21 protein-coding genes and 2 pseudogenes are annotated in these 22,687 nt (G+C 61.0%); all 23 read right to left on the bottom strand.

What is annotated here, in order from left to right:
• Nucleotides 1-119 precede the first annotated feature (119 nt).
• The 23 genes and pseudogenes from ACMXYJ_RS21030 to ACMXYJ_RS20920 all read right to left on the bottom strand — a co-directional run bounded on the left by ACMXYJ_RS21030 (nt 120) and on the right by ACMXYJ_RS20920 (nt 22,669).
• Complete coding sequence (locus tag ACMXYJ_RS21030; protein ID WP_415756737.1) at nt 120-1,700, bottom strand: aldehyde dehydrogenase (NADP(+)); 1,581 nt, start codon at nt 1,698-1,700, stop codon at nt 120-122.
• 33 nt (nt 1,701-1,733) lie between these two features.
• Nucleotides 1,734-3,131: pseudogene (gene abaF, locus ACMXYJ_RS21025) on the bottom strand (fosfomycin efflux MFS transporter AbaF).
• Nucleotides 3,132-3,204: 73 nt separating this feature from the next.
• On the bottom strand, nt 3,205-4,122 hold the full coding sequence (locus ACMXYJ_RS21020; RefSeq protein WP_008157198.1) for a dihydrodipicolinate synthase family protein: 918 nt from the start codon (nt 4,120-4,122) through the stop codon (nt 3,205-3,207).
• A gap of 138 nt (nt 4,123-4,260) precedes the next feature.
• A complete protein-coding gene (locus ACMXYJ_RS21015) occupies nt 4,261-5,289 on the bottom strand; it encodes a trans-3-hydroxy-L-proline dehydratase (RefSeq protein ID WP_076030925.1) in 1,029 nt (342 codons plus the stop codon).
• A gap of 134 nt (nt 5,290-5,423) precedes the next feature.
• Nucleotides 5,424-6,146: an amino acid ABC transporter ATP-binding protein gene (locus tag ACMXYJ_RS21010; RefSeq protein ID WP_008157200.1), complete on the bottom strand. Its 723-nt coding sequence runs from the start codon at nt 6,144-6,146 to the stop codon at nt 5,424-5,426.
• Nucleotides 6,139-6,789, bottom strand: a complete 651-nt coding sequence (locus ACMXYJ_RS21005; protein ID WP_415756736.1) for an amino acid ABC transporter permease — start codon at nt 6,787-6,789, stop codon at nt 6,139-6,141. The genes ACMXYJ_RS21010 and ACMXYJ_RS21005 overlap by 8 nt, the downstream gene beginning before the upstream one ends.
• A 10-nt stretch (nt 6,790-6,799) precedes the next feature.
• Nucleotides 6,800-7,465, bottom strand: a complete 666-nt coding sequence (locus tag ACMXYJ_RS21000; protein WP_008157202.1) for an amino acid ABC transporter permease — start codon at nt 7,463-7,465, stop codon at nt 6,800-6,802.
• On the bottom strand, nt 7,458-9,236 hold the full coding sequence (locus tag ACMXYJ_RS20995; protein ID WP_415756735.1) for a cis-3-hydroxy-L-proline dehydratase: 1,779 nt from the start codon (nt 9,234-9,236) through the stop codon (nt 7,458-7,460). Before ACMXYJ_RS20995 ends, ACMXYJ_RS21000 begins: the two co-directional genes overlap by 8 nt.
• Nucleotides 9,237-9,246: 10 nt before the next feature.
• Nucleotides 9,247-10,065 carry an ABC transporter substrate-binding protein gene (locus tag ACMXYJ_RS20990; protein ID WP_008157204.1) on the bottom strand — a complete coding sequence of 273 codons (819 nt, stop codon included), beginning with the start codon at nt 10,063-10,065 and terminating at the stop codon, nt 9,247-9,249.
• A gap of 250 nt (nt 10,066-10,315) precedes the next feature.
• The gene (locus ACMXYJ_RS20985) at nt 10,316-11,065 is read right to left on the bottom strand and encodes an AraC family transcriptional regulator (protein ID WP_074877194.1); all 750 of its coding nucleotides are present in this window, start codon (nt 11,063-11,065) and stop codon (nt 10,316-10,318) included.
• 74 nt (nt 11,066-11,139) lie between these two features.
• Entirely contained in the window at nt 11,140-12,396 is a 1,257-nt protein-coding gene (locus ACMXYJ_RS20980) for an FAD-dependent oxidoreductase (RefSeq protein ID WP_415756734.1), read from the bottom strand.
• Nucleotides 12,393-12,629, bottom strand: coding sequence for a (2Fe-2S)-binding protein (locus ACMXYJ_RS20975; RefSeq protein WP_008157207.1), 237 nt, complete (start codon nt 12,627-12,629; stop codon nt 12,393-12,395). The genes ACMXYJ_RS20980 and ACMXYJ_RS20975 overlap by 4 nt, the downstream gene beginning before the upstream one ends.
• Nucleotides 12,622-13,737 carry an NAD(P)/FAD-dependent oxidoreductase gene (locus ACMXYJ_RS20970; RefSeq protein WP_056745265.1) on the bottom strand — a complete coding sequence of 372 codons (1,116 nt, stop codon included), beginning with the start codon at nt 13,735-13,737 and terminating at the stop codon, nt 12,622-12,624. The genes ACMXYJ_RS20975 and ACMXYJ_RS20970 overlap by 8 nt, the downstream gene beginning before the upstream one ends.
• Nucleotides 13,734-14,666, bottom strand: coding sequence for a 4-hydroxyproline epimerase (locus ACMXYJ_RS20965; protein ID WP_415756733.1), 933 nt, complete (start codon nt 14,664-14,666; stop codon nt 13,734-13,736). Before ACMXYJ_RS20965 ends, ACMXYJ_RS20970 begins: the two co-directional genes overlap by 4 nt.
• 114 nt (nt 14,667-14,780) lie before the next feature.
• The gene (locus ACMXYJ_RS20960; RefSeq protein ID WP_415756732.1) at nt 14,781-15,452 is read right to left on the bottom strand and encodes a GntR family transcriptional regulator; all 672 of its coding nucleotides are present in this window, start codon (nt 15,450-15,452) and stop codon (nt 14,781-14,783) included.
• 108 nt (nt 15,453-15,560) lie between these two features.
• Nucleotides 15,561-16,943: a M15 family metallopeptidase gene (locus tag ACMXYJ_RS20955; protein ID WP_415756731.1), complete on the bottom strand. Its 1,383-nt coding sequence runs from the start codon at nt 16,941-16,943 to the stop codon at nt 15,561-15,563.
• 217 nt (nt 16,944-17,160) lie between these two features.
• Entirely contained in the window at nt 17,161-17,778 is a 618-nt protein-coding gene (locus tag ACMXYJ_RS20950) for a hypothetical protein (RefSeq protein ID WP_415756730.1), read from the bottom strand.
• Between the two features lie 127 nt (nt 17,779-17,905).
• Nucleotides 17,906-18,268 (bottom strand): DUF6463 family protein, encoded by a 363-nt coding sequence (locus tag ACMXYJ_RS20945; protein WP_258612319.1) that lies wholly within the window; start codon nt 18,266-18,268, stop codon nt 17,906-17,908.
• Nucleotides 18,269-18,350: 82 nt separating this feature from the next.
• Entirely contained in the window at nt 18,351-18,512 is a 162-nt protein-coding gene (locus tag ACMXYJ_RS20940; protein WP_415756729.1) for a DUF2986 domain-containing protein, read from the bottom strand.
• Nucleotides 18,513-18,733: 221 nt separating this feature from the next.
• Nucleotides 18,734-19,771 carry a methyl-accepting chemotaxis protein gene (locus ACMXYJ_RS20935; protein WP_415760773.1) on the bottom strand — a complete coding sequence of 346 codons (1,038 nt, stop codon included), beginning with the start codon at nt 19,769-19,771 and terminating at the stop codon, nt 18,734-18,736.
• A 261-nt stretch (nt 19,772-20,032) separates the two neighbouring features.
• Nucleotides 20,033-20,299: pseudogene (locus ACMXYJ_RS20930) on the bottom strand (PAS domain-containing protein); the annotation flags it as partial.
• A 205-nt stretch (nt 20,300-20,504) separates the two neighbouring features.
• Nucleotides 20,505-20,960 carry a VOC family protein gene (locus ACMXYJ_RS20925; RefSeq protein ID WP_415756728.1) on the bottom strand — a complete coding sequence of 152 codons (456 nt, stop codon included), beginning with the start codon at nt 20,958-20,960 and terminating at the stop codon, nt 20,505-20,507.
• Between the two features lie 143 nt (nt 20,961-21,103).
• Nucleotides 21,104-22,669, bottom strand: a complete 1,566-nt coding sequence (locus ACMXYJ_RS20920) for an amino acid permease (protein WP_415756727.1) — start codon at nt 22,667-22,669, stop codon at nt 21,104-21,106.
• Nucleotides 22,670-22,687: the final 18 nt, after the last annotated feature.

The raw sequence follows: 22,687 nt of genomic DNA, 5'->3' as shown, positions 1-22,687 counted from the left end.
AAGCCGGACCTGTGGGAGCGAGCCTGCTCGCGATGAGGCCGTCAGATTCAACATCTTCGTTGACTGACATGCCGTTATCGCGAGCAGGCTCGCTCCCACAGTAGGTTGCTGAGTGATTTTTACAGCGGTTGGCGATCGCTGTTGCCATCGACCAGACGGGCGATGCCCAGCGGATTGGCGTTTTTCAGCGCCTCGGGCAGGAGCGCATCCGGGCAGTTCTGGTAGCACACCGGGCGCAGGAAACGCTCGATGGCCAGGCTGCCGACCGAGGTGCCACGCGCATCGGAGGTGGCCGGGTAGGGACCGCCATGCACCATCGCATCGCAGACTTCGACACCGGTCGGGTAGCCGTTGAACAGTACCCGGCCGACTTTCTGTTCGAGCAGCGGTAGCAGCTCGTCATGGGTTTGCAGGTCACCGGCTTCGGCGATCAACGTGGCCGTGAGTTGACCGTGCAAACTCTGCAATGCTCGTTGCAGTTCGGCTTTGTCGGTCACTTCTACCAGCACCGTGGTCGGGCCGAACACTTCTTCCTGTAACAGCGCGTCGCCGTTGAGCAACAGGCTGACGTCGGCCTTGAACAGCTGCGGCTGGGCCTGCTTGCCCTGTTGTTCGCGGCCGGCCAGGTGGCTGATGTGCGGATGCGCGAGCAGCGCCTGTACGCCCTTGGCGTAGCTGGTTAACGTGCCAGCGTTGAGCATGGTTTGCCCCGGCTGGTCCGCCATGATCGCGCTGAGCGATTCAACAAATGCGCTGAATTCAGGGGAGCGAATGCCAATCACCAATCCGGGGTTGGTGCAGAACTGGCCGCAGCCGAGCACCACCGACGCGGCGAGTTCGCTGGCGATTTTCTCGCCGCGCAGTTGCAGGGCTTCGGGCAGTACCAGCACCGGATTGATGCTGCTCATTTCGGCGAACACCGGAATTGGCTGCGGCCGTGCGGCGGCCATGTCGCAGAGGGCGCGACCACCCTTGAGCGAACCGGTGAAGCCGACCGCCTGGATCGCCGGATGCTTGACCAGCGCTTCGCCGACACCCGCGCCGTAGATCATGTTGAACACACCTTTGGGCATGCCGGTTTGCTCGGCGGCGCGGAGGATTGCATCGGCCACGAGCTCGGCAGTCGCCATATGGCCGCTGTGGGCCTTGAACACCACCGGGCAACCGGCGGCCAGGGCGGCCGCGGTGTCGCCACCGGCGGTGGAGAACGCCAGCGGGAAATTGCTCGCCCCGAACACCGCGACCGGGCCGACGCCGATCCGGTACTGACGCAGATCCACCCGAGGCAGCGGCTGGCGTTCGGGCAAGGCCCGGTCGATGCGCGCGCCATAGAAATCGCCACGACGCAGGACCTGAGCGAACAGGCGCATCTGTCCGCTGGTGCGGCCGCGCTCACCCTGAATACGCCCGGTTGGCAGCGCCGTTTCGCGGGTGACCAAGGCAACGAACTCATCGTCCAGCGCATCCAGTTGCGCGGCGATGGCCTCAAGAAACTCCGCGCGCCGAATCGCCGGCAAGTTGCGGAAGGCTGGGTAGGCGGCAGCCGCGGCCTTGGCGGCGGCGTCGACTTCCTGAATGGTGGCTTGTGTGAACGAGTAGGGCAGCGCTTCACCAGTGCTGGCGTCATGGCTTTGCACGGTGATGGTGCCGGCGGCGCTGCGCGCACCGCCGATGTAGTTGTGGCCGATGATGTGGGGCATGAAAAACTCCTGTCGGTAAAGGTTGGGGGCGTCTCAAGCCAACGAATCACCCCGACGTGCGCTGGCGGGTTCGGCAGTGTCCAGAGCAGCGATCCGTGCAGCGGATTCGCTATCCACCAGGTGCAGCGACTTGCCTCGGGTTTCCCGAGTCAAACCGACGGCGACGATGGAGATCAGCGCGGCGCCGACCAGGTACCAGGCGATCGGTGTCGAGCTGTGGTACTTGTTGAGCAGGGTGAGGGCAATCAGCGGCGCCAACGAGCCGGCGAAGATCGGTGCCACCTGATAGCACAGGGACAACGCGGTGTAGCGCACGTGGGTCGGGAACATTTCGGCCATCAGCGCCGAGTAGGGCGCGTAGGTCATCGACTCGATCGCCAGGCCCAGGGTGATTGCTCCGATGATCATCCAGTTATTGCCGGTGTCCATCATCGGGAAGCCGATGAAGCCCCAGAACGCGGTAAGGATCGCACCCGTCAGGTACACCGGTTTGCGCCCGACCAGGTCGGACAGATAACCCATCAGCGGGATCATGAAGAAATGCAGCAGGTGCGCGCCGAACATCAGAAACAGAATCTCTGAAGTGTCCTTGTGCACCACCAGCTTCAGGTAGGTAATCGAGAAGGTCACGACGGTGTAGTAAAGGATGTTCTCGGCAAACCGCGCGCCGATACCGACCAGCACCGCGCGCCAGTGATGACGCAGCACTTCGACCACACCCAATTGTTGTTGCTTGTTTTGCGCCTGACGGGCCTGGGCTTCCTTGAAGATCGGCGCGTCATCGACGCTGGTGCGAATCCAGTAGCCGATCAGCACCACCACCGCCGAGAACCAGAACGCTACGCGCCAGCCCCACGCGAGGAATTGCTCCTCCGACAGGTTCGATGACAACAGCAGCAACGCGACGGTCGCCACGAGGTTACCGGCCGGCACACCGGCTTGCGGCCAGCTGGCCCAGAAGCCTCGGCGATTGTCCGGGCAGTGTTCGGACACCAGCAGAATCGCACCGCCCCATTCACCACCGAAGGCGAAACCCTAGATCAGCCGCAGCAGCACCAGTAACACGGGCGCGGCGTAGCCGATCTGGTCGAAACCGGGCAGGCAACCCATCAGGAACGTGGTGATGCCGACCACCACCAGGCTCAGTTGCAGCAGGCGTTTGCGGCCGAACTTGTCACCGTAGTGACCGAACACCAAGCCACCCAGCGGGCGGGCAAGGAAGCCGACGGCATACAGGGCGAAGGCGGCGAGAATGCCATCGATCGGGCTGTCGGTCTGGCGAAAAAACAGCTGGCCGAAGACCAGTGCCGAGGCGGTGCCATAGAGAAAGAATTCATACCATTCGGCGACGGTGCCGGCCATGGCGGCGGCCACGACACGCTTGAGTCCCGAAGGTGAAGTTGCGCGGGCGGTGCTGTGAGGATTGGGCATGCTGACGTTTCCTGTAGAGGCGCAAAAAACAGGCAGCCGGGCCGGGTCCGCAAGAGACCCGCCCGGCAATCACTCAGAGACCGACGTCCGGCAGTTCCGGACGGTTGGCGAGGGCCTTGGCCATGATTTGCTCGACGAAAACCCGATCAGCTTCCGGCAGGGCCAGGCGTGGTGGACGGGTCAGGGCGCTGCCGCGACCGGCGATGGCTTCGCACAGCTTGATGCACTGCACCAGGTCGGCACGGGCATCGAGGTGCAGGATCGGCATCAGCCATTCGTAGATCGGCATGGCTTCGGCGAAGCGACCGGCCTTGGCCAGGCGGAAGATGGTTTCGCCTTCTTTCGGGAACACGTTGGACATGCCCGAGACCCAGCCTTCGGCCCCCACCGCGATGCTTTCCAGCACCACGTCATCGAGGCCGGCGAACAGCACAAAACGGTCGCCCACTTCATTGCGCACGTCGATGAAACGACGGGTGTCGCCGGAGGAATCCTTGAAGCACACCACGTTGTCGCAGTCGGCCAGGGAAATCAGGATGTCCGGGGTGACGTCGTTTTTGTAGATCGGCGGGTTGTTGTAAACCATCAGCGGTACGTCGGCGTTTTTCGCCACGTAGCGGTAGTGCTCGGCGGTCTCGAACGGCTTGGAGCCGTAGACCAACGCCGGCATCAGCATGACCCCGTCAACACCCACCCGGCGCACGGCATTGGCGACCTTGGCCGCTTGAATACTGGTGAATTCGGCCACGCCGCAGATCACCGGCACGCGACCACGGGAAGCGTCGACCGCGACTTCGGTCACGGCGATTTTTTCTTCGGCGGTCAGTGAGGTGTTTTCCCCGACCGAACCGCATACCACCAGGCCCGACACGCCGTCACGGATCACGTTGGAAATCACCTGGTGGGTTTTTTCCAGGTTGATGGAGAAGTCGTCGTTGAATTGAGTGGTCACCGCGGGGAAGACGCCACTCCAGTTAATGCGCTTGCTCATTGTTGCCTCCGGTTCAGTAATTGTATTTCGTATACGATATTGCATGTGAAAAGACTCGGCCAGTGCTTTTTTCAGTTACGAGGGGGTTTTTACTAACCGTTTGTCAGAGTTTTTTGGTGAGGGTTTGTAAGGCTGTGTTCAGGCCCCAGGCCAGGTGTCAGACAGTCGATAGCCTTGTGGCCACGGATCGCTTGGATCGAGCAGCAATTGATGAGTGCCGGTGATCCAGGCCCGGCCGGAAATGCACGGATAGATTGCCGGGCGTCCGGCCACTTCCGTCAGCGAATCGATGCGGCAGTGGAACTCGGAACCGATGATCGAACGGCCGATAAAACGCTCGCCGACCTGCATCAATCCCTTGGCCTGCAACACCGCCATGCGCGCCGAGCAGCCGGTGCCGGTCGGTGAACGGTCGATCTTGCCGGGTTGAATCACCACCGCGTTGGCGCCGGTGGCAATGCCGTTTTCATAGACGAGGGGCGCCGCGATCTGGCAGAAGGAAATGTGCGACCACTCGGGGTTCAGCGGATGGACGAAGCCCAGTTGTTCATTGGCCGCGCGGGTGATTTTCAGCCCGACCTCGACCAGCTCCGCCGCTTCATCAGGACGAATGGAAAAGCCCAGGCGCTTGGCGTCGGCGATCACAAAACTGTCGCCGCCGTACGCGGTGTCGACCTGCAATGAGCCGACGCCTTCGACTTCGATCCAGGCGTCGAGGCGGTCAGCGAAGGAGGGCACGTTCTTGATTTCCACCCGTTCGACCTTGCCGTCCCGGCAGTCGGCCACCGCTTCGATCAGCCCGCCCGGTGCTTCGAGCACCAGTCGGGTTTGCGGTTCTGTCATTGGCAGGATGCCGCTGTCGAGCAACACGGTGGCCACGCACAGCGAGTTGGAGCCGGACATCGGTGGCGTGTCGGCCGGTTCCATGATGATCCAGGCCATTTGCGCCCGAGGATCCTTGGCCGGCACCAGCAGGTTGACGTGGCGGAACACGCCGCCGCGCGGCTCGTTGAGGACGAAGTTGCGCAGGGTCTGATCCTTGGCAATCCAGCGCGACTGTTCCCAAACGGTGGCCCCGGGCGGTGGTGCGACGCCGCCGACGATCACGTCGCCGACTTCGCCTTCGGCGTGACAGCTGACTACATGGATGACTTTTGATGAGCGCATGGTTTGCTCCTTGTTTTGTCTGTTCGGGCCCCATCGCGAGCAAGCTCGCTCCCACAGTGAACTGTGTTGGCCACCGATTTTGTGTACACCACCAAACCCTGTGGGAGCGAGCCTGCTCGCGATGAGGCCATTAGTTATTTCACTGATTTCAGAAAGGCCGCAGTTTCCGCATGCACCGGGTTGCCAATAACCTGATCAGGCGAGCCGATCTCATGCACCAAACCATTGCGAAAGAACGCCACACGGTCGGATACATCCCGGGCAAAGCGAATCTCATGAGTCACCAACACCATGGTCATACCGTCTTCAGCAAGCATGCGCATGGTGTCCAGCACCTCGCCTACCAATTGCGGATCGAGGGCCGAAGTGGCTTCGTCGAACAGCATGTAGTCCGGCGACATGGCCAGGGCGCGGGCGATGGCCATGCGCTGTTGCTGGCCGCCGGAGAGCTTGCCGGGAAAGGCTTTGAGCTTGTCACCCAGACCGACGTGGGTCAGTTGCTTGACCGCCAGTTCCTCGGCTTCTGCCTTGCTTTTGCCCAGCACTTTGCGCGGCGCCAGCATCACGTTTTCCAGCACGGTCAGGTGCGGGAACGCGTTCCATTGCTGGAAGACGATGCCGATCTTCTGCCGCAGACGGTTGAGGTCGGTGGCGCTGTGATGGACCTCGACACCGTCGACCCGAATGTTGCCTTTCTGGATCGGCTCCAGGCCGTTGATGCACATCAGCAGGGTCGATTTGCCCGAGCCGGAGCCACCGATGATCGACACCACCTCGCCCTTGTTCACCGTCAGGTTGACGCCCTTGACCACTTCGAGGTTGCCGAAGGATTTGTGTACGTTGTCGATCTCAATCATTTTCTTGCCACCTTCTTTCCAGACGAGCGCCGAGGCGAGCGACCACCAGGCTCATGACGTAGTAGATGAGGCCCGCGATGCACAGCACCAGCAGCGGTTCCTGAATGCGGGTCACGATGGTTTGCGAAGCGCGCAGCAGTTCGACGATGCCGATCCACATCACCAGCGCGGTGTCTTTCATCACGCTGAGCACCAGGTTCAGCCAGCCGGGAAAGGCCACCCGCGTGGCCATCGGCAGGACGATCCAGCGCAGGTCCTGCAGGAAACTCAGGCCCAGTGAACGACTGGCCCGGCGCACGGTGAACGGCACCGACAGCACGCCGCTGCGCACGATCTCGGTGAAGTACGCGGCGGCATAGACCCCGAGCACAATGCAACCAACGCTGAAGGCGCTGATGTTCAAGCCGACGATGCTTTTCAGCGAGTTGAACAACACAAACTGGATCAGCAACGGCACGCTGCGAAACACGTCCAGCACCCAGGCCAGCGGCAGGCTGGCGCGCGGAAACAGCGCCCGCAGCAAGCCGAACAACAGCCCGGCGAAAGAGCCGAGGATGATCGCCCAGAACGTGAGTTTCAGAGTGACCCAGGCGCCATCAAGCAAGAACAACAGGTCATTCCAGGAAAAACTGGTGGTCAACATGCTCACCTCCTCAGTAGCGGAACAGCCGCCAGGCCATCAGCCGGGCGACGGCGACGATCGCCTTGGCAATCAGGTAATACAACGCCGCGGCGATGGCGAAGTATTCGAAGGTGCGGAACGTCTTGACGTTGTAATCCTGGGTCACGCCGGTAAGGTCGTTGTTCAGCCCGACGATCACCCCCAGCGACGTCATCAGCACCGCCCAGACCATCTGATTACTCAACGGGTAGAAAACGATCCGCAGCAGCTGCGGGACGATGATCATCCGGTAAGCCTGGAAGGCACTCATGCCCAGCGAGCGCGCGGCGCGAACTTGTGTGCCCGGCACAGCCTTGAGGCCACCGCGAAAGTTTTCCGCCAGGTAGCCGGCGTTGTTGAAGGTGATCCCGGCCAGCAGCGCGAACCATGAGCTGACATGCAAATCCAGCGAGCCGAGGCCGAAGTAGAGGACGTAGATCTGGAACAGCGACGGGGTGTTGCGGGCGATCGACACCCAGCCGTTGCCGATGCCGCGCAACAACGGCTGTTTGGTTTCGCGCATCACCGTCAGGGCCAGGGCGATCAGCACGCCGAAGATCATCGACAGCGCGGCGGTCTCGAAGGTGACCCAGGCGCCGGCGAGCATGTCCGGCAGGGCGCGCAGGGTCGCGCGCCATTGGAAGGTGTAATCAAACATGCGCGGGGCTCTCCAGAGAGGCGGCCGATTGCAGCCAGGCCGGCAAACGACCACTGGCCGTGGCGCTGCAGGCGGCGTCGACACATTCGGCGAGATTGGCGAAGTGCACCTTGCGGCCCACCAGGCCGGGTGCGTAATGGGCGTACTTACCCGAATTGGTCATCAAGGTTTTGGCGGCCAGCGGGATCACCGGCTCGCCGAGCATGCACCAGCAAGTGTCGGTGACCAGGGTCGCGCCGAAGGCTTCGATCACGGCGATATGTCCGGCCTCGCGAGCCTGCTCCAGCACCGCACGACCGCAGGTGATGGCGAGCACGACCTCGGGGTGTTTGTGCCGACCCCGGCACAGCCGCGCCAGATGCGCGAATTCGCTGAGGGAGAAATGCGGGTTGCCCAGCGAGACCACATCCACTCGACTGTCGCGGGCACTGTTGAGCTCGCGCCAACTGAGCAGCAAATCCTTCAGGCGGATTTTTTCCACCGGCACGGGGACATTCGCCTCCAGCACCTGCGTCGGGTCGAGTGCTTCCGGGGTCACCCCCGCGATATGGAACAGCGGTGCGGCGGAGGTGGTGGCGAAAGCGGCGCCGAAGGCTTTCAAATCGTCCAGGCTCGGCTTGCTGTTTTCCAGCCCCAACACCAGCGGAATCCGGCTGCCGGCCAGGGCACCGATGTGGTAACCGAGCAAGGGGTAGAAGGCATCGTCCAACTCGCGCAAAACCGGTAATTCGATTTGCAGTTTCGCTTTACGCTGCGCGTCCAGATGGCAGCCGATCAGGGGCGCGCGGCCGGTCAGGGCGATGCAGATGTCCAGGTAGTCCGGGTATTTCAGGGTGCGTGCGCCGAGCACGCTGTTGGCATACACCACGGCGTTGGATTCGGCCCAGACGATTTGCTCGCCGGCCTTCGGCGCGCTGTCGAGCAAGTAGGGCGCGCAGGTGAAACTCAGCTGTGCACCCATCGCCATGTATGCATCGCCGAGGGCGCTGGCCGGTACGCCGAGTGCCGGGTCAATGCCCAACTCGCGCCAGCGGCGCTGGTCGACGGAAATCGAATTGAGGGTGGTCGGCACCCGTACTTTTGCTCCCCACTGCACCAGTTGTTCGGCGAAGCGCAGGCTCGCAGGCCCGGTATAAATGCAGCCGTCGATGTGTGCCTGGGTGACAACCACCAAGTGTCGCGCACCTTGCAGTTCAGCCATGCGCAGGACGATCTGCATCGCCACTTGGGCGGCTTTGCCATGCTCGCCGTCGAGCAGCGCCTGATCGTGTTCGGTGAGTTCGATAGCGGTGCTTTTTTCTGCTGTCTGCAACGGACTGTCGAGTGCCTGCCAGGCATCGCCCGGCAGGTGTTCGAACACGGTCACCGTTGAGGCTTCGACCCGAGCAAAGGCCTTGCCGCGCAAGGCGGCGAAGGCCTCCCGGCCGATGCACAGCACCGGCAGGGAGCGCTCGAAAATGGTCTGTGCCACAAGCACGCCCAGGGTCAGGATCTCATCGGGTTCGGCCAGCACCAGTGCGGCCGGCGCATGACCGTTGCTGATCAGTTCCATCAACACACTGCTGCCGGTGCACGAGCCGCGGCCGCTGGGAATCGCCAGCACCCGTCCGGCCAGGCATTCGCCGCTGAGCGGGTGATGACGGTCAATGACCTCGCCGCTGTACGGGTCGACTCCGCCCCAGAAACTCAGCCCGACATCGGCGAACAGCAGGGCGCCTTGTGCGGCGCCGGCGACCAGGCTGCGACCGGTCAGAGAGGTTGGCCTAGGCATGCCGGACACCTCAGTAATAGACCTTGGGCACGGTCAGGTCGGTGGGTGAAATCTCGGTGCCGACCCATTTGGTGAACAGCTCGTTGTAGCGGCCGCTGCGCACCTGCTGATTGACGAACAGGTTGAGGTAGTTGAGCAAGCCATACTCGTTGCGCTTGGCGCCCAGGGACACGTAGTCGATGGTGTAAGGCGCGTTACCGGCGATTTTCAGGTTCTTGTATTTGCCCGATTTGATCGTGGCGGCGGCCACGGTGTTGGTGACCACAGTGGCGTCGATGTGACCCTGGGCGACCGCCAGCAGCGTGTCGTTCTGCGACTGATAGGCGCGGAAGGTGCCGGTGCCCCAGTTCTTCACGTCTTTTTCCAGAGCGATGGCTTCATAGGTGCCGCTGGTGTTGCCCAGGGCTTTGCCTTTGATATCGGCGAAGCTGTTGATGCCGGTGTTGTCGCGGGTCAGCACCACCATCTGGAAGGCGAAGTACGGCACGGTGAGGCCGACGGTTTTGGCCCGCTCCAGGGTGTCGGACGTGGAGGCAACGATCACGTCTGCGCGCCCGGAGACCAGCGCCGGAATTCGATCGGGGAAGGGCGTTTCAACCACTTCGGCGTCGACCCCGAGGATCTTCGCCAGGTCGCGGCAGTAGTCCACGTCAAAACCGGCCGGGTTGTTACCTTCATCGCGGAAACCCATGGGTGGGAAGTCCAGGGTCACGGCGCAGCGCAGTTTGCCCGAACCAATAATGTCGTCGAGCTTGTCGGCCTGGGCGGTGGCGATAAAGGAAGTACTGAGAACAGCGCTGAGGGCTACGGCAAATGCGGGGTTTTTCATAGAGGCCTCGTTGTCGGAAAGTGCTGTTGGATATCGTATTGTGAATTTCGTATACGATATGTGATTAGCAATGAGCGTGCCTGTTTCCGAGCAGAGGCGAGAATTAATCGCCAAGCCTTGAGCTAAAGGTCCTACAAGATTGTGGGAGCAGGGCGTAGGAGAAGAACGCCTCGGCGGGCCGTATCAGGCGGTGTTACAGAAGGGAGCAGTGGGAACGCCGGGCGCCCCTTAAAGGAACACTTGCCCGGGTTCAGCGACGGCTTTCGCGATACTGACTCGGCGCCAGACTGGTCAAGGCACGGAACTGCCGGCTGAAGGCACTGTGATCGGTGTAACCGCAGCGCAGGGCGATCTCGGTGATGGGCAGGTCGGTGTGCAGCAACAGCCGGGAGCCTTCTTCCAGGCGCGCCTTGTGAATCATCTGCCGTGGGGTGAGCTGGAACACCCGTTTGCAATGGCGCTCCAGTTGCGCCACGGAAAACCCGGCGATCGCGGTCAGTTCGGCAAGGCTGATAGGGCGGGCGAAATGGCTGCGGATATGCGCGTCCACCGCCGCGAGTTTCTGGAACGCCGGGTGGCTGGACTGTGGCGCTTGCAGGTCGCGGGAGATGCCGGCCAGGCCGACGATCTGACCTTGCAGGTCGCGCAGTGCGAGTTTGTGGGTCAGGCACCAGACCGGTTGGTTACCGTAATACAGGTGCAGTTCGAGTTGGTCGGCCAGTTCGCGGCCGGTGGACAGCACGCGACGATCCTGCTCGGTGTACAGCGGGCCGAAGCGCTCGGGAAAGACCATGTCGGCGGTGCGCCCGAGCAGCTCGTCACTGTGTTTGAAGCCACAGCGTCGGGCCAGGGTCTGGTTGACGAAGGCGTAGCGGGCCTCGCTGTCCTTGATGAAAAACACCACGTCCGACAGGGTGTCGAGCAGCGCCGCGATCGGCTGCAGGCTGCTCAGCAGGGTGGGCAGGTCGCAGGGTTTGAAGGTAGTGAGCGAGGCATACATGGCGCTGGGCGTCTGGAGGCAATGCCCGGGATCATAAAGACTCGGCGACGGACCCGAAAGCCCCGGGCCGGCATTCAGGCCGGCGGGGTGTCGTCCAGGCCCAACAAGGTCTCGATCCGCGCCGGACTGAAGGGCGGCCGTGGCGCCGAAGGTTGCCAGCCAAACAGGTGCTGCAACGCGCCGCCACACACCCGGCCTTGGCAGGCGCCCATCCCGCAACGACTGGCCAGTTTGGCCTCGCGCCAGTCTGTGTGCTCGGCAAGCGCTGCGTAAGGTACGTCTTCGCAACGGCACACCAAAGTGTCGGGTTGTGCCAGCGACTTGAGTTGCGGATCGAGGGTGAAGGCCTTGTTGAGGGCGTTGGCGAAACCCTGCCAGCGCGCACGACGCGGCCACAATGCTCGGGCCGAATCAAGGTCACCGACGGCGGCGTGGCCAGCGATTGTGCCTTCGACCAACGCCAGTTCACTGCCACCGAAACCGGTGCATTCACCCGCCGCGTAGTGATCGACGCGGCGAGTGGCCTGCCAGGCATCGACGGCAATCGCCTGATCTTCAAGTTCGCAGCCCAGGGCTTGGCCGAGCTGGGTATTGGGGATCAGACCGAAACCGCAAGCCAGGCGATCACATTCCAGTTCGACGATTTTCCCTTGCTGTTGAAGGCGCACACCTTCCAGCCGCTCATTGCCCAGGGCCGCCAGTACATGGGTCCCGGTACGGTAATGGCGGTCGAACAACGCGACCGACTGCATCAGCTTGTTGGGCCAGCGTGGCAGTTGCGCGGCGAAACCGGCGACGGCGGCCGCGCAGGCCTGCTCGGCGATGCGCAGCACCCGGGCGCCGTTGTATTTTGCGGTGGCGGCGCTGGCCAGCAATAACGGTCCGCTGCCGGCAATCACAATGCGTTCGTCCTGCACCGGCAGGCCGCCCTTGATTAACGCTTGAAGGCCACCCACCCCGGTCACTCCAGGCAGCGTCCAGCCGGGGAAGGGCAGCAGCAACTCCCGGGCGCCGGTACACAGAATCAGTTTGTCGTAACCGATCAACCAGCCTCGATCGGCGTCTTCGACCAGCAGTTGTTTTGGCCCGGCGCAGGCGATCACCCGAGTGCCGGAGTGGCGGCGGATGTTGCTGCACGCCTCCAGTCGCTCGCGCATCTGACGCGCCGGGTTCGGCAGCTTGGCTTGAGGTCCGTCACGCCAGATTTGCCCGCCCGGCAGCGGGTTGTCATCGAGCAGGACGATGCGCGCACCGCTTGGTGCTGCGGCGAGCGCGGCGGCCATGCCGGCTGGTCCGGCGCCGATGATCAGCAGGTCGGCGTATTCGCTCATGCTTGAGTCTCCACGTGCATGCCGTCACGGCACAGCGTCTGGCACGCCAGGCGCCGGCGACCGTCGATGGTCACCCGGCATTCCTGGCAAATGCCCATGCCGCACAGCGGTGCGCGACGTTGGCCACTGACCGAGGTGCGCGTGCAGCCATCGCCGCTCAGCGCCAGTGCCGCGGCGACGCTGGTGCCCTCGGCAACCCGCAGGGCACGTCCGTCCAGCATCAATTCAGGCATAAACGGGCTCTCCGAGAAAACGTTGCGGCAGATACGGTTGCGCGGCCAGTGGCGGTGTTTCGTCGAACAGCTGCGCGACCAGCAGGTCGGCGGTGCCGGGGGCGGTCGTCACGCCGAGGCCCTCGTGACCGACCGCCAGCCATAAGCCTTTGCGTTGCGGGTGTTGACCTACCAGCGGCAAACCGTCGGGGCTGGCAGCGCGAAAACCGGTCCAGGCGCGGATGCCGTTGAGCTGCGCCAGACCCGGCATGTAGTCAGTGGCACGCCGGAGCATTTTCGCCAGCATCCAGCCTTCGACTTGCGGGTCGGTGGTGCCGAATTGTCGCGAGGCTCCGATGAACAATTGTCCGGTTGGCCGGGGCTGAATATTGCACGCCGTCGATGGGCCAGTAGCGTTGTGGGCGCTGGTGACGTAACCGAGTTCCACCAGGGTGTGGGTGACCTTGCCGGGGTAGCGGTCAGTGATCAGCAAGTGGCCTTTCTTCGGCTCGATCGGCAACTCCGGGCAGAGCTCGTTGGCCTGGACGCCGTTGGCCAGAATCACCGCTTCGGCGCTTAGCCATTGGCCGTTGTCGAGTCGCACACGGTTGCCATCGACTTCGCTGACCCGCGCCCGGCGTTGGCTGATGTTCGGTGTGTCCAGCATCCAATTAGCCGTCGCAGGCGCATAGAGAATGCCGTCGCCATTGATCAGCAGGCCGCCTTCCAGACCCTCGCGCAGTTCCGGTTCGCGCTGGTGCAAGGCACTGCTGGAGATCAATTCGCAGGCCACGCCTTGGGCCTGCAAGTTCAGGTATTTGCTGTGGGCGACGGCCATTTCTTCGGCATTGGCGGCCAGCCAGAGGGTGCCATTGCAACGGTAGGCGCAGCCGTCGGGCAGGGCCGGCGCCAGTTCGCGCCAGCGTTGCAGGGAATATTGACTGAGGGCCAGTTCGGCCGGATTGTCGTCGAGGACCAGCAAGTGGCCCATGCCCGCCGCCGTGGCGCCGGGCAGGCCGGCGTCCAGCACCAGCACGCGCAAGCCGCGCCCCGCCAGCGCCTGGGCACACGCGGCGCCGATGATGCCGGCGCCGATCACGATCACATCGGCCACCAGGCCCTCGTTCACGGACGAATGCCCCAGGCGAACGGGTCGTCCTGTTCGATGATCAGGCTGGCTTCGGCGCTGATAAAGGCGCGACCGCGAATGGTCGGCACGATGCGCTCGCCCTGAAGTTCGTAGGAACCTTCGAACTCACTGCCGATGACACTGGCCTGACGCCAGATCTGTCCCGGCTGCAATTTGTCGTCGGCCGCCAGGCACGCCAGTTTGGCGCTGGTGCCGGTGCCGCAGGGCGAGCGGTCGTAGGCTTTGCCAGGGCAGAGGACGAAGTTGCGGCTGTCGGCTTGCTCGTCATCGGCGAACAGCTCGACATGGTCGATCAAGCCGCCGTCTTCGCCGCGAATGCCTTGAACCTCAAGTGCTTGCTGCACGGCGTAGGTGTAGGCGGTCAGCGCATCGAGGTTATCGCCGGCAATGCGCAAGCCATGCTCGGCAATCAGGAAAAACCAGTTCCCACCCCAGGCAACATCGCCGGTCACTTGACCGAACCCCGGCACCTGCAGCGACAGCGCTTTGCGGTAACGGTAGGCCGGCACGTTGCGCACGCTGACCGAATGGTCTTCGTGCAGCGTTGCCTGCACCGTGCCTACCGGGGTTTCGATGCTGTGCACCCCAGGGCCGATCTTGCCCAGATGCGCCAGCGAGGCCACCAGACCGATGGTGCCGTGGCCGCACATGCCGAGGTAACCGCTGTTGTTGAAGAAAATCACGCCGGCACAGGCGCTCGGGTCCACCGGCTCGCAGAGCAGGGCACCGACCAGAACGTCACTGCCCCGTGGTTCGAGCACGCAGGCAGCGCGCCATTGATCATGCTGTTCGGCCAGCCGTTGTCGACGTTCGGCCATGCTGCCGTTGCCCAGGTCAGGAAATCCGGCGGTCACCAGGCGGGTCGGTTCGCCGCCGGTGTGGGAGTCGATCACGGTGATGCGTTTCATGGGATGGCCACGTCCGTTCAGATGAGTGAACGAAAGAGTGGCCTGTGCGAGGGCTTGCCGGCTTGATGGTTTTATCCAGTGCCGATGACGAAATCGGCACAGTGCGGCGAGCTGTCAATGGTGGTGAGGCAGGTGCTCGAACAGGGTTTTGCAGACGCCGGCAATGTGCTCGTCGAGCAATTTCACCGCGAGGTCCACGTCACCGGCGCGGCAGGCCGCAAGGATTTCCCGGTGTTCGTGATCGGCGCGTTCCTTGCCGGCCGACAGGCTCATCTGCATGCGCAGGTAGCGTTCCAGCTTGTCGTTGACCGAGCGGATAAGACTGACCAGAAACGGTCGTTGCGCCGGTTCGTAAAGGCAAGCGTGCAGTTCCCAGTTGAGCTCGGCCCAGCGCCCCACGTCATCTTCGCCGATGAACTCCTGGCAGATGCGTTCGGCGCGGGCGAAGGTTTCTTCGGTCATGTTGGGAATGGCCAGGCGCAGCACCTTGTCTTCGAGCAGCATGCGCACTTCGAACATCTGCGCCAGTTCTGCATCGGAAACCCGCGTGACCATCGCCCCGCGATTACGCTGGAACATCACCAGGCCTTCGGCCTCCAGGCGCTTGAGGGCTTCGCGCACCGGAATCTTGCTGACGTTGAACTGGCGGGCGATATCGTCCTGGCGAATCGGCTCGTCCTCGGCGAAATGCCCGGCGACGATGGCGTCACGCAGATGACGGGTGATGATTTCCGACGTCGAAGGCGAATTGCCAAGGTCGGGAGCGTTGAGTTTGGTCAGGGCCACGGTCGTGATCGTTAGGATGGAATTGCAGATATGGTATACGAATTTTCCCTGGGTGTTCCTGCGTCGATGACCAGGACTTCGAGACACCGTCTGCCAATGCTGACGCTATCAACGTTCGGGGAGGTTCCAGCTCTCGCGAAAGTGCTCGTATTCCGCTTCGGGCATTTGAACCAGCAGAGGGGACAGGCGAGGGTCCAGCCAATGGAACAAACGAGAGATATCCACTTGATCCATGGCGGTGCAACCCAGCGTCGGCGAGGTGGGGCCGCGCCAGATGTGGAAGAAAATGCACGAGCCCGAGGCGGGGGACGCCGGCGTATTGTGCTCGATGAAAATGCCTTTTCGATACGTGTCGTCATCGCGGCGCATACGTTCGGAGCTGTTCCAGTCTTTCGAAATAGCCGCTCCATCGACCAGCTCGTTATAGCGTGCGGAGTGGCTGTCATCCACGCATTCGATGGTCGAGGTCAGCGCCAGGTAAGGCAGCTTGGTGTTGGCCGTACGGTCGTAGCCAAACGCCGTCCCCAGTTTGAATACCCCGGCAGGTGCTTTTCCATCGCCTTCATGTTTGACCGGACCTTCGCGTTGCTCAACGCTGCTCAGGCCCTTGCCCCACGCCAGTCCGCTCTTGCCGACCACCACCGGAAACGACCCTTCGTATTTTCGAAAGGTGTTCCCCTGCCGTTCATAGCGCTGGGCTGCGCCCTGGATGTCAGTCCAGTTTTTTGTGGTGACCACAATCAGCTGATTGGCGGTGTCGAGAGCGTCGCGTGCACCCAGCGGCGTGATGGGGAAGTCCATGACGTTCTTCGGAGAACCTTCCCCACTGTAAGTGAAGTGCCACCATTCCTTCGAGTACCCGGTAAACCCTTCTTTCTCCATGGCCCTGCTGAGCTTCTGGCGATTGTCCCTGGCGGCAGCGCTGATCGTCGGGTTGTCGGTATGTGCTCGCTCATCGAAGCAATCGAAACCGGTGCCCATGTCGAGCGCGCCGTCGCGCCAACGCTGGCCATAGGGCGCCGTGCAATCGACTTGCCCGGCTGAAGGCGTCCAGTTATCGGCGGGCAGGGCATCCGGACCGGTCAGTGTCAGGTCCACGGTTGAGCCTTTGGAGTGGTTCGACACCCGGGCCACGTAACCCAGGCGCCAGAAGTCCTGCTTGTCCACGCGCGGATAGAACTCGGCCTTGCGTGGGTCGCCTGGTTCCGTCGCGAAACGCCCCATATCGGCAACGGCACGGCTCGGTCGATAACAGTCAAACACCTTCAAACCGTAGCCTTGCGCTTTCAATGCCGTTTGTACCCGGGCGAGAGCCTTGGCGGCGTCCAGCGATAACAGGCACTGTGCCGCGGCGTAACCGTCGAGTGGGTGCCCGGTGAAGTTGTGAGCGCTGGCATAGCGAATGTCTTGCTCGATGCCCGGATCAATCGTACGCAGATACACCATGTTCTCGGGGCGTGTCTCTGCAGCGGCCATGCCGGGCGCGATCATGCTCAGGCACAGGATCCATCGCAGACAGGTTCGCGTGAGCCTGTTTTGCAGACGGACTGGAAATGGCACCGAGAAGAACGGAGGTTTGATTGGGCACAAAGGGCGCATGCGATACCTCCAAAGACTCTGGTTTCTAAACCAGATCATGCAATGACACGAGTCGGTGACAGTATCAATGCTCGATCCACTTTCCACTGCTATATAAGGCTCAGTCTCGCTAAGAGGTGTGAGCAGGTCGTGGAAGCGACGCGATCATTTGATCAAAGGCCGCTACCGCATATCTGCCATCAAGGTTTTTCAAGGTCGGCATTTCTGAAGGAAAACTGAATCGAACTCTGCCGGGAAGCACTTCATCCATAGCTGAGTACCAGGTCAGCAGAGCTTGTTGGAGGCGCACGTGTAGTTCGAATCTACTCCGTCGGCGGGTGAGGTCTGCTTTGGCTCGTTCTCGCGCGAGCTGAGGATCTATGCGGCCAACAATGTAACAGTCAGCAAAGCCAATACGTCCTTGTGCGATTGTTTCTCTTGTGGCGTCCAACTCTATTCGCCAGTCGTGTTCGCTCGCCTCGCCGATCTGCCAAAGGCTCCAAATGTAGTGGAGCTTGAGAGGGTCACTGTCACACAAAGCCCACGAAGAAATATCTTCCATGGCCAGCGCCGTTTGCCAGCGATCCACGTTTCGCTCGGCCCAAAATGTAGCTGTTCCGACTGGATCTTTTATCCGATCCGGCTCGTTTTCAAAACGGCCGTTTTCAGGAATGACATGCTGCCCTCCATGCTTAGCGCTCCAAGTGGTTTTCCCGCTGGCGCTGATACCCTCAACAACCAAGATCATCGTTATGACTGCTCCGTTAATTGCGCCATCCTTGTAAGTCCCAAAGCATCGGGGGATTACGTGGTTTTCGCCATCACCCATTCATGCGCGCTAACGGGATCAGGCTCATGATCGTTGCTGCCCGTTTTTAGGCGTACAAGCCATACCCTGCCGCGATGATCAGCGGAGAAACCAGCAGCGTTGCCCAGAACCCCGATTTTGGAACAGCAATGACGCAAATGATCGAGATCATAAGCACATAGATGCCAACCATTTTGAGTAGTGCGAGATCGCCAACGGCTACGGCGTGAATCGCGGTCTGCCCTGCGAGCATAAAAAGCGGCCCCAGCATGGTAAACCAGAGGGCAGTACGCCGATCTTCGTGCGCTTTGAATTGGTCAACGAAGCCAGAGTCTACAGCGGCGGCGAATGCTGTTTTGAACTTGATGATACCGAATGGAATATGAAGAACGCCCAAGGCGAACAGGGTCCATGCGACGATGTTTGACATGTCTTATATGCTCCGTAACGGTACGTCGGAAGACCTGGCCCAAACAGACTTGTAAATTCTGGTGCTGTTCAAGATAAATAGATCAGCTCTCAGGGGAAATGATCGGGTCCAGACCGGGTTCAGCCGCTAGTTTCAATCGGTCAGCTTTACTAATGTATTTAGACTTACTGGGCGGTGCCAATTTGGCGCTGGCCTTTTTGGCGTGAGCCTTTAATAGCTGCTGTATTTTTTTACGACGATTCATATTTTCTACTCGGTTTGTAAATTCTTGAATGATGGCAGTGGTTTGCGCAGAAAGCCTGGGTAGTGAGATAGGGCTTCACTGCGTCTTCGAGCATGTCCACCCACTCAGGATCCATGTAGCGAAAGTCGTCGGGAATATCCAGAGCGTGAATCCGCTTGTGTTCGAGCAGCGCCCGGAATTAAAAGCCCGCCGGGGCGGGCTTTTTTAACACAGTGGATGGATTATCGGTTAAATCGCTCGACCAATGAATACTGAGTTTTAGCGGTCTGGGTTAATTCCTTGCTCAGCTCTGCCGAATGCCTGGCTTGTTCAGATGTTTGGTCCGCCAGATTAGCAATGGTCGTGATATTGCGGCTGATTTCCTCGGCCACGGCGGTTTGTTCTTCGGTCGCAGCGGCAATCTGGGTAGTCATGTCCGTGATGTTCGCGACGGCCTCACTGATACCGACTAATGCCTTGTCTGCCTCAAGCACCCACGCCACGCCTTCTTCGGCCTGTCGATGTCCGCTTTCCATGGTTTTAACCGCGTTGCTGGATGAGACCTGCAACTTTGAAATCAGGTTATGGATCTGGATTGTGGACTGAGTTGTGCGCTGTGCCAGCTGACGCACTTCATCCGCGACTACCGCGAAGCCTCGACCCATGTCGCCCGCCCGCGCGGCTTCGATGGCTGCGTTCAGCGCCAGCAGGTTAGTCTGATCGGCAATGCCCTTGATGACATCCACCACCGTCCCGATTTCATGGCTGTCCTTGGCTAACTGCGCCACCGTCAGCCCTGTCTCGCCCACCACGACGGAGAGGCGCTGAATGGCTTCTCGAGTGTCTCGGGCCACCTCGCGTCCACGTCCAGTCAGCACATTGGCTTCTTGAGTGGCGTCGGCAGTACGCTGGACGTGGCTGGCGACCTCCTGCGTGGTGGCCGCCATTTGATTGACTGCGGCCGACACCTGCTCGGTTTCGACCCGTTGGCGGTCCAGTCCACGAGAGCTATCGGCGGCGAGACCATCGGATCTCCCAGCCAGACTGGTCAGTTGCTCTGCCGTGTCTTGTAGCCGAGTGAGGCAGGTCTTGAGCCGAGACGCTTGGCTGACAAACGCCGTTTCAAGGCGTGCCTGAGGACCGCGTTCCTCGCTGTACATTGTGGCCAACAACGAGTCGGAGGTTGAGGCCTCAGCCATTTCCAGTAAACGCAGCGCCCCTCGGTTTTGCCTGCGGGACACAAGCAACCCGATGGGAATCGATACCCCCACAGCCAACATAAAAGCCTCAGGCGCGCCGAGGAACATGCCGCCCAGCGTCCCCACCAACCCGATCGTCACAACAGGCAACCAGGTGAGAAGGGCGGGTTGCCATTGATCGCTGACCGGGACGGCTGATTTTCCAAGACTGATGCGTTTATAGAGGGCTTCGGCGCGGCGGATCTGCTCGGCCGTCGGCTTGACCCTGACCGACTCATAGCCAACGACCTCACGACCTTCGAAAATCGGCGTGACGTAGGCGTTGACCCAGTAGTGGTCGCCGTTTTTGGAGCGGTTCTTGACGATGCCCATCCACGGCTTGCCAAGCTTGAGCGCGCCCCACATATGGGCAAAGATGGCGGAGGGTACGTCGGGGTGACGAACGATGTTTTGAGGCGCGCCGATCAGGTCGGACTTGTTGAAACCGCTGATATCAACGAAGGCGTCATTGCAGTACGTGATGACGCCTCGTGCATCCGTTGTTGAGATGAGTTTTTGTTGAGGTCCAAGGGCAACCTCGCGCTGCGTAACCGGTTGGTTGTTTCTCATCTGTATTGCTCCTATGCCCTAAGTCAGGGACATCGGCAGCAATGAGTGAAAGATGAATGAGTAATTCTAAAAGGACAGGTTGTGCGTCGGAAAGAAGGTGTGGAGCCTTAGTTTTTTCACAAGCGGAATATGCCTTGCTCGATGTACGAGTGTCCTCAAATGGATGACCGCTATTGACTGTGGATTCCACCGGTCGCCACATCACTTAGGCAAATGCAGCCTCGACAAATGCCTCCAGCGCTTTGTCTTCCAGGATCTCGATAGAGAAGTGCCCGAAGCGCTTGGGCAACCAGATGATGCGTGCCCCGGACGGGGATTGCAGATTCGCGCGGGCCAATGGTTTTCCGTTTTCGTCTTCTGGTTGAACACCGGCGTCCATCAATTCGTCATAGGCCTTTTCGATGTCCGGTGTCGAGTAGCAGTGGCGATAAATCATCCCCTCGCCCGAGGAGTCCAATAGCTCCTTCAGGTTCCCCGCCAACGGCTGTACCAGCATGAAACGCTCCTGGCCGATCAGCGCAATCGCGTAGCGCACGTGCAGACCACCTCGTTCCCAGACGAGCGTTTTGGAGATCCTGGCTTTGAGTATCTGCGCGTAGTACGCACAGGCTTCTTCGAGGTTCTTGACCAGTACATCGACGTGACTGAATTTCAGCTCCATTGCATGCCTCCTGCCGCACCGGCGTCCTATTGGCCTATGGATGAGAAATGGGGCCTGATCTCGAGACAGGTGTTGCCTTTTGGGGCCGCTTTGCAGCCCAGCGGGACCAAGCTCCCTCACCACAGGTTACTCATCTTTAGCGATCAACTTCCAGCCCGTTTGTTCAACGCCTCTTCCGCCGCCGCAATTTCAGCCTGACGCTTGACGATCATGTCGCCAATCGGCGGACCCTGGAAGCGTCGGGCTTCAAAACCGAACCAGACAATGGCCGTCAACACCAGAAAACCGATGGTGATGTACAACGCCCATTCGTTTGGTGGCTGGATGCCGATGACGAAAATGATCACCATCGAGAGGATCGAGAGGAGGGCGAACACTGTGTACCAGAAGCGTCCCATGTTCCACGGCCCCATGGTTGGCCACTTCGACGTCCCGTAGGTGAACAGGCCCAGGATGATGGGAATGACGAAGGAGAAGAACAGGAAGATCACCGTGCAAGACACCACGATGGTATAGACCGGCGTTTCACCGATGGAGATCACCGAAGATCCCCAGACAAACAACACCGCGAGGGTGGCACCGGTCCAGATCGCCGCCACCGGGCTGCGAAGGGTCGGCGAGACCGAGGACAGCGCTTTGGAGAAGGGCAGGCCGCCGTCGCGGGAAAACGCGAAGATCATGCGTGAGACCGAGGTCACGGTCGCCAACCCGCAAAGAAACTGCGAGATGAAAATCGCCACGTAAAGCGCCAACTTCACAGTCGGATTGACCTGGGTGTCCATGGCCCAGAAAAACACGGTCCAGCCATGCTTCGCCGCCTCGTCCATGTTCGGCAGCATCAGCACAAAGGAACTGAGCATGACCCAGCCGAACAGCAGCGACCAGACCACCGACATGACCATGCCGCGTGGCACTGACATGGCGGCATTCCGGGTCTCTTCAGAGGTATGCGCAGAGGCGTCATAACCGGTGATGGTATAGATCGGCAACAGCAGACCGAGCATGAAAATCCAGCCGTTCGACACCTGTGGCCAAACGCTGCCGCCAGCCTCGCCGGAGTAGTTGCTGAAGGTCCATAACCGGGCAAATTCATAACTGGGTGCAGAGATCAGGCAGACGATGGTCAGCGCGAGCGCCGTGGCGAAGATCAGATAGCCCGAGAAGTCGGTGAGCTTCGCCGTCAGGCCGATACCCAGGTGGTTACACAAGGCCTGGAGGCCAGTCAGGATCGCCAGGAAAATCACCCGGGTCGTGGTGGTGTCTTCCATTCCCAGGGCCGGCCCAAAGGCGCCGAAAAAGAAGTAATAGGTGCCGACGTTGATCGCACCGAGCACGGTGACCAGCCCGAGCAAGTTGAACCACGCGGTCAGCCATCCGGTGAAGCGGTTACCGAGAATCGAACCCCAGTGATAGAGGCCGCCAGCGGTGGGGTAGGCCGAGGAAATCTGCGCCATGGCCATGGCGAAAACCCCGGAGATCAGGCAACCGATTGGCCAGCCGATGCCGATTGACGCACCACCCGCACCTGAGGTGCCCTGAGCGAGTGAGTTGATACCACCCGAGAGGATGCAGATGATCGAAAAGGAAATGGCAAAGTTGGAGAAAACGCCCATCCGTCGTGAGAGCTGCTGGGCATAGCCCATGCTGTGCAGCACCTTGACGTCATCGTCTTGCGGCGCGGCTGTGCCGGGCTGGCTTGCTGGCTTCATGTTGTGTGCCCCTTCAGG

Source organism: Pseudomonas arabinosi, assembly GCF_047758675.1.
GTDB classification, from domain to species: domain Bacteria; phylum Pseudomonadota; class Gammaproteobacteria; order Pseudomonadales; family Pseudomonadaceae; genus Aquipseudomonas; species Aquipseudomonas arabinosi.
Note: the sequence above shows the minus strand (reverse complement) of the source record. Positions and strands in the feature narration are given on the sequence as shown.